5 protein-coding genes are annotated in these 7,298 nt (G+C 70.0%); all 5 read right to left on the reverse strand.

Features of this window, described 5'->3' with window-relative positions:
- Positions 1-128: 128 nt before the first annotated feature.
- Positions 129-2,153: a Stk1 family PASTA domain-containing Ser/Thr kinase gene (pknB, locus tag ACFXA3_RS29430; protein ID WP_385191574.1), complete on the reverse strand. Its 2,025-nt coding sequence runs from the start codon at positions 2,151-2,153 to the stop codon at positions 129-131.
- A 213-nt stretch (positions 2,154-2,366) separates the two neighbouring features.
- Positions 2,367-3,836 (reverse strand): peptidoglycan D,D-transpeptidase FtsI family protein, encoded by a 1,470-nt coding sequence (locus ACFXA3_RS29435; protein ID WP_385191575.1) that lies wholly within the window; start codon positions 3,834-3,836, stop codon positions 2,367-2,369.
- Positions 3,833-5,257 (reverse strand): FtsW/RodA/SpoVE family cell cycle protein, encoded by a 1,425-nt coding sequence (locus tag ACFXA3_RS29440; protein WP_385191577.1) that lies wholly within the window; start codon positions 5,255-5,257, stop codon positions 3,833-3,835. The genes ACFXA3_RS29435 and ACFXA3_RS29440 overlap by 4 nt, the downstream gene beginning before the upstream one ends.
- 34 nt (positions 5,258-5,291) lie before the next feature.
- Positions 5,292-6,755, reverse strand: coding sequence for a PP2C family protein-serine/threonine phosphatase (locus tag ACFXA3_RS29445; RefSeq protein ID WP_385191578.1), 1,464 nt, complete (start codon positions 6,753-6,755; stop codon positions 5,292-5,294).
- Between the two features lie 141 nt (positions 6,756-6,896).
- Positions 6,897-7,298, reverse strand: a 402-nt coding sequence (locus ACFXA3_RS29450) for an FHA domain-containing protein (protein ID WP_385191580.1), incomplete at its 5' end; no start/stop codon positions are given.

Here is a 7,298-nt window from a genome sequence, read left to right on the forward strand (position 1 = left end):
TTGGGGCGCCCCCCCCCCCCGCGCGCGGGTGCGGGGGGGCGTGCCCTCCCCCACACCCCCCGGGGGGGGCCCACCCCCCCCCCCCCCGGGGTTTTTTGGCGCGTCTCCGGGACCCCGGAGGCCGCCGGCTAGCGCCGGCCGCCCGTCAGGCCGTCGAAGATCCCTCCGCCGTTGTTGCCGCCGTCCTGCTGGCCGGCGGCCGTCGACACGTTGATGACCCGGCCCGCCTCGACGGGGGTGCCGGCCGGCGGGTCGGTGATGATGACGATCGCCCTGTCGTCGGTCGGACCCGCGATGACCTGGAGGTTCAGGCCCCGGCTCGCGAGGTCGGCCCGGGCCTGGGCGACGGTCTTGGTGATCAGCTGCGGAACCTGGGTCGCCTGTCCGGCCTTGGCGATCTGGACGTTGACCGTCGTGCCCACGGCGAGCTGCTCGCCCGCGGGGTACTGCTGCGAGACGACCGTCTTCGGCGGGGCGCCGGGGGAGTCGACCTCCGTGGTGCTGCCCAGCTTCAGCTTGGCGTCGTTGAGCGCCTTGACGGCCTGCTCCCGGGTCTTGCCGAGCAGGTCCGGCATGTCGGACTTCGCCTGCTCCTTGGCGACGGTCAGCGTGACGGTCGAGCCCTTCTGGGCCGTGCCGCTCTTCGGGTCCTGGTCCAGGACGGTGCCGGGGGCCCGGTCGGACTCCTGGGTCTTCTTCTCGACGGCGAAGCCCTTGTCCTTGAGCGCCTTCTCCGCGTCCTCGAACTTCAGGTTGAGGACGTTGGGCACCGGCAGGCTCGGGGCGCCCGAGGAGACCTTGACCGTGACCGTCGAGCCCTTCTCGACCTTGGTGTCCGGCGCCGGGTTCTGCGAGCAGATGTTGCCCTTGGGCTGGTTGTCGCAGGGCTCGTCGGCTTCCTTCGCGACCTTGAGGCCGACGTTGTCGCCGGTGCTCTGCGCCTGCTCCAGGGTCTGGCCGATGAACTTGGGCACCTTGGGCCGGTTGTCGGCGCCGCCGCTGAAGAGGGAGCGGCCGATGAGGATGGCGCCGACCAGGACGAGGACGCCCGCCGTCACCAGCAGGATCGTCGAGGCCTTGCTCTTCTTCTGCTGGCGGCGGCCGTGGCCGCCCTGGTCGTACCCGCCCTGGCCCTGGTCGCCGTAGCCGTACCCGCCGTCGCCCGGGGGCATCGGCGGCAGCATGGAGGTCTGGCCGGCGTCGGCGGCGCGCAGGGCGGTGGTGGGCTGGTCGTAGCCCTGGGGGCCGTAGCCGCCCGCCTGGTCGGGGTAGCCGTAGCCGGGGGCACTCATGGCGACCGCGGCGGCGACGGGCTGGCCGTCGAGGCAGGCCTCGATGTCGGCGCGCATCTCGTCGGCGGACTGGTAACGGTAGTCCGGGTCCTTGACCAGCGCCTTCAGGACGATGGCGTCCATCTCGGGCGTGATCTCGGGGTCGAAGTTCGACGGGGGCTGCGGTTCTTCCCGTACGTGCTGGTAGGCGACCGCGACCGGGGAGTCGCCGATGAACGGCGGCCGGACGCTGAGCAGCTCGTACAGCAGGCAGCCGGCGGAGTAGAGGTCGGAGCGCGCATCGACCTGCTCGCCCTTGGCCTGCTCCGGGGAGAGGTACTGGGCGGTGCCGATGACGGCCGCGGTCTGCGTCATCGTCATGCCGGAGTCGCCCATGGCGCGGGCGATGCCGAAGTCCATGACCTTGACCTGGCCCGTGCGGGTGAGCATGACGTTGGCGGGCTTGATGTCACGGTGCACGATGCCGGCGCGGTGCGAGTATTCGAGCGCCTGGAGGATGCCGATCGTCATTTCCAGGGTGCGCTCGGGCAGCAGCTTGCGGCCGGAGTGCAGGAGCTCGCGCAGGGTGGAGCCGTCGACGTACTCCATCACGATGTACGGGATGGAGATGTTGTCGACGTAGTCCTCGCCGGTGTCGTAGACCGCGACGATCGCCGGGTGGTTGAGCGACGCGGCCGACTGGGCCTCGCGACGGAACCGGGCCTGGAAGGACGGGTCGCGGGCGAGATCGGCACGCAGGGTCTTGACGGCGACGGTACGGCCGAGCCGGGTGTCCTGGGCGAGGTAGACCTCGGCCATGCCACCGCGGCCGAGCACGTGGCTCAGCTCGTACCGGCCGCCGAGGCGACGCGGCTCTTCCATAACGTTGCAGCCCTCTCCGTCAGTCCCGACCGCACCCGTGTGTGGTCCGGCGGTGTGCTGTTCGCGGCAAGGCTACCGGCCGATCGTCGGTGATCGGTTCGTGACCACAGGCTGATACCGGACCGGTACCGTACGCTCCGATCCGGGCGGGAACAGTGATGTGGATCACGCCAGTTCGGCTCCTGCGCCCCTGTGGGCCCTTGCGTTGTCCCGTCAGCCCTGGTTCTTCAGGACGGCTTCCATGACGGCCTTCGCGACGGGGGCCGCGAGACCGCCACCGCTGATGTCCTCGCGGTCGGCGTCGCTGTCCTCGATGACGACGGCGACCGCGACCGGGGAGCCCTTGTCGGTCTTGGCGTAGGAGATGAACCAGGCGTAGGGGCGCTTGGCGTTCTTCTCGCCGTGCTGGGCGGTACCGGTCTTGCCGCCGACCGTGACGCCCTTGATCCGGGCCTTGCCGCCGGTGCCGTTCTCGTTCTCGACGACGTTCACCATCATCTGCTGGAGCTTCTGCGCGTTCGCCGGGGAGAGCGGGCGGCTCATCTCCTGCGGTTCGTGCTTCTCGATGACGTCGAGGTTGGGGGCCGTGAGCTGGTCGACCATGTACGGCTTCATCAGCTTGCCGTCGTTGGCGACGGCCGCGGCGACCATCGCCATCTGGAGCGGGGTGGCGGCGGTGTTGTACTGGCCGATCGCGGAGAGCGAGTTGCTCGGCCGGTTCATGTTCTTGTCGTAGACGCTGGCGAACGCCCGGACCGGGGTGTCGATCTTGTCGTTGTTGAAGCCGAACTTCTGCGCCGTCTCCAGCATCTTGTCCTTGGTCACCTTGTCGGCGACGTTGGCGAAGACGGAGTTGCAGGAGACCTGGAGCGCGAAGTTCAGGCTCGCCTTCTCGCAGCCCTTGGCGTGGTTGACCATCGGGGTCTGCGTCGTCGGCAGCAGGAACGGCTCGGGGGTGTCCGTCGGCGCGTTGATGTCGGTGACGACGCCGTGTTCCAGCGCGGCGGCGGCGGTGACGACCTTGAACGTCGAGCCGGGCGGGTACGTCTCGCGCAGGGCGCGGTTGACGAGCTTCTTCTCCGGGCTGTCCTTGAGCTCGACCCAGGCCTTCTCGTCCGTCTTGGAGTTTCCGGCGAAGCTGGTCGGGTCGTACGAGGGAGTGCTGACCAGGGCCAGGATGGCGCCGGTGCGCGGGTCGATCGCGGCGACGGCACCGGTCTTGTCGCCGAGCTTCTCGAAGGCGGCCTTCTGCGCGTCGGGCATCAGCGTGGTGACGACGTTGCCGCCGGCCTTCTTCTCGCCGGTGAACATGCCGATGGTGCGGTCGAAGAACAGCCGGTCGTCGTTGCCGGTGAGGATCTTGTCTTCGAGGGATTCGAGCTGGGTGGAGCCGAAGGCCTGGGAGGCGTAGCCCGTCACCGGCGACCACAGCGGGCCGTCGATGTAGGTCCGCTTGTACTTGTAGTCGCTGCCGTCGGTGGTGTCGGAACCGGTGATGGCCTGCCCGCCCGCGACGATGATGTTGCCGCGCTGGGTGGCGTACTGGGCGATCTGGACCCGGCGGTTCTCCTTGCGGGTGCTGAGTTCCTCTGCCTGGACGTACTGGAGCCAGTTGGTCCGGATCAGCAGCGCGAGGACGAGCAGCCCGCAGAAGATCGAGATGCGGCGCAGGGGCTTGTTCATGACGGACGGACCACCTGGGTCATCTCGGAGTCGGGGGACGGAGCCGGGGCCGGTGCGGGACGGCGTGCGGTGTCGCTGATCCGGATGAGGATCCCGATGAGGGCCCAGTTGGCGAGGACGGACGAACCGCCGAACGCGAGGAACGGCATGGTCATGCCGGTCAGGGGGATGAGGCCCATGACTCCGCCGGCGACCACGAAGATCTGCAGGGCGAAGGCGCCGGAGAGGCCGATGGCGAAGAGCTTGCCGAAGGGGTCGCGGGCGGCGAGGGCGGTGCGCACGCCGCGCTCGATGATCAGGCCGTAGAGCAGCAGGAAGGCCATGACGCCCGCGAGGCCGAGCTCCTCGCCGACGGTGGCGAAGATGAAGTCGGAGTTGGCGGCGAATCCGATCAGGTCGGAGTTGCCCTGTCCCCAGCCGGTGCCGAGGACGCCGCCGGAGCCGAAGCTCATGATCGACTGGCCGACCTGCTCGCAGGCGCCCGACTTGGAGTAGCAGGCGAAGGGGTCGAGCCAGGCGGTGACGCGGACCTTGACGTGGCTGGCGGTAGCGCCGACCACGGCGGCGCCGCCCACGCTCATGAGCAGGCCGATGACGATCCAGCTGGTGCGCTCGGTGGCCACGTACAGCATGATCACGAACATGCCGAAGAAGAGCAGCGAGGTGCCGAGGTCGTTCTCGAAGACGAGGACGAGCAGGCTCATCGCCCAGATCATCAGGATCGGGCCGAGGTCGCGCCCGCGCGGCAGGTAGAGGCCCATGAAGCGGCGGCTGGCCAGGGCGAGCGCGTCGCGCTTCACCATCAGGTAGCCGGCGAAGAAGATCGCGATCACGATCTTCGCGAACTCACCGGGCTGGATGGAGAAGCCGCCGACGCTGATCCAGATCTTCGCGCCGAAGACGTCCGCGCCGAGGCCCGGGATGACGGGCAGGATCAGCAGGACCAGCGCAGCGGCCATGGAGATGTACGTGAACCGCTGCAGCGTGCGGTGGTCCTTGAGCATCAGCAGCACGGCGGCGAACATCGCGATGGCCACGGCGGTGTACAGCATCTGGCGGGGGGCCGACTCGGAGAATCCGCCGAAGCTGCGCTTGGCCAGGTTCTGCAGCCGCTCGGACTGGTCGAGGCGCCAGATCAGCACGCAGCCGAGTCCGTTGAGCAGCGTGGCGATCGGCAGCAGCAGCGGGTCGGCGTACTTCGCGTAGCGGCGCACCACGACGTGGGCGATGCCGGCGAGGACGGCCAGGCCGCCGCCGTACGCGAGCATGCCGGGCGGCAGCTTGCCGTGGATCGCCAGGCCCACGTTGGCGTAGGCGAAGATCGGGATGACCACGGCGAAGACGAGCAGCAGGAGCTCGGTGTTCCGCCGGCTCGGCAGCTCGATGGCGCCGATGGTGGTCGTGTTGGTGACAACGCTCATGGTGTGGCAGGCCCCCTGTGCCCGCGGGTGTCTACTACTGCTTGCCGCAGAGGCCGACCAGCGACTGCTCCGAGGGAGTCAGGCTGGGGCCGGATGCTGGTGGGTTCTGCGCTTCCGCGGCGCGGCGTTCCCCGTCCTTCTTGCAGGCGGTGACCTGGACGCCGAGTTCGTCGATCTTCTGACGGGCGCCGTCGAGGCTGGTTTCGGTGATGGTGGCCTCGACCAGCTTGCGCTTGAAGGGCGGCAGGTACTTCAGTTCGATGTCGGGCCGGTCGGTCTCCACCTTGGAGAGCTCCAGCGGACCGAGGTTCTGGCTGATGCCGCGGAACAGCGCGACGTGCTCGCCCTTGACGCCGATGTAGAACTGCGTCTGCGTCCAGCGGTGCGCGGCGTACAGGCCGCCGCCGACGACACCGGCGACGATCAGCAGGATCAGGGTGCGGGTGGTCCACTTGCGCCCTTTGCCGCGGCGCCGGCGGGGCTTGTCGTACGTGTCCTCGTAGCGGGAGTCGTCGTCGTACGGGTCGGGTTCGCCGAAGCTGCCGTACGCGCCGCCGCCCTGGCTCTGGTCGGGGTATCCGTAGCCGGGGGCGTCACCGCTGCCGGGGGGCCCGAACGCGCCCGCCGGAGGGGGAGCCTGGCGGCCCAGGCCGGAGGCGCGGCCCGCCGGGGTCTGCATGGCGTTGCCGCCGTCGAAGAGCTGGTGCTGGTTCTCGGCGACCGCGCCGACGACGACCGGGGTGTCGTTCAGCTGGGCGGCCAGGGTGTCGCCGCTGTCGGTGTCGAGGACGTCCGCGACGATGCAGGTGATGTTGTCCGGTCCGCCGCCGCGCAGGGCGAGCTGGATCAGGGCCTGCACGGTCTCGTGGGGGCCGTGGTAGCCGGCGAGGGTCTCTTCCAGGGTCTGGTGGGAGACGACGCCGGACAGCCCGTCGGAGCAGATGAGGTAGCGGTCGCCGGTGCGGACCTCGCGGATCGAGAGGTCGGGCTCGACGGTGTCACCGCTGCCGAGCGCCCGCATGAGGAGGGAGCGCTGCGGGTGGGTGGTGGCTTCCTCTTCGGTGATGCGGCCCTCGTCGACGAGCCGCTGGACCCAGGTGTGGTCCTGGGTGATCTGCGTGAGGACGCCGTCGCGCAGCAGGTAGGCGCGGGAGTCGCCGACGTGGACGAGTCCCAGGCGCTGGCCGGTCCACAGGAGCGCGGTCAGGGTGGTGCCCATGCCTTCGAGCTGGGCGTCCTCCTCGACCATGACGCGCAGCTGGTCGTTCGCCCGCTGCACCGCCGTGGCCAGCGACGTGAGGATGTCGGAGCCCGGGACGTCGTCGTCGAGCTGCACGAGGGAGGAGATCACCTCGGAGCTGGCGACCTCTCCGGCGGCCTGGCCGCCCATGCCGTCGGCCACGGCGAGGAGACGGGGACCGGCATAGCCGGAGTCCTCGTTGCCCTCGCGGATCATGCCCTTGTGGGATCCGGCGGCGAACCGCAGGGACAGACTCATGCGCACCTGCCCAGTCGATTCCTCCGGGTACAACCGGTCTCGAGCCACACTGCCCACCCTCCGGTCGGGAGCGCGCTCGGATCCGTGTCCCGGATGGGCCGGACTGCCGCGGCTCGCTCGCTCCGCTCGCTCATTCTCGTACTACTTCCGCAGCTCGATGACGGTCTTGCCGATGCGGATCGGGGCGCCCGGCGGAATGGGCGTCGGGGTGGTCAGCCGGGTCCGGTCGAGATACGTGCCGTTGGTGGACCCGAGATCCTCGACGATCCACTGGCCGTCACGGTCGGGGTAGATCCTGGCATGGCGGCTGGAGGCGTAGTCGTCGTCCAGCACGATCGTGGAGTCGTGGGCGCGGCCCAGCGTGATCGTCTGCCCGGCGAGGGCGACCGTGGTGCCCGTGAGGGTGCCCTCGGAGACGACGAGTTTGGTCGGCGCTCCGCGGCGCTGGCGCTGCTGCGGTGGCGCCGGGGCCGGGCGGCCGGCGGCCTGCGCCGGGGCCCCGGCGGCGGCGCGGGCGCGGCGCGGGCCGCGCGGCGGGGGGCG

Origin of the sequence: Streptomyces sp. NPDC059456 (assembly GCF_042750055.1) — a bacterium.
Lineage (GTDB): Bacteria > Actinomycetota > Actinomycetes > Streptomycetales > Streptomycetaceae > Streptomyces.

Bases quoted from the DNA above. Each gene is read 5' to 3' on its own strand.
- pknB (WP_385191574.1), bottom strand. From the start codon at position 2,153: ATGGAAGAGCCGCGTCGCCTCGGCGGCCGGTACGAGCTGAGCCACGTG.
- ACFXA3_RS29435 (WP_385191575.1), bottom strand. From the start codon at position 3,836: ATGAACAAGCCCCTGCGCCGCATCTCGATCTTCTGCGGGCTGCTCGTC.
- ACFXA3_RS29440 (WP_385191577.1), bottom strand. From the start codon at position 5,257: ATGAGCGTTGTCACCAACACGACCACCATCGGCGCCATCGAGCTGCCG.
- ACFXA3_RS29445 (WP_385191578.1), bottom strand. From the start codon at position 6,755: ATGAGTCTGTCCCTGCGGTTCGCCGCCGGATCCCACAAGGGCATGATC.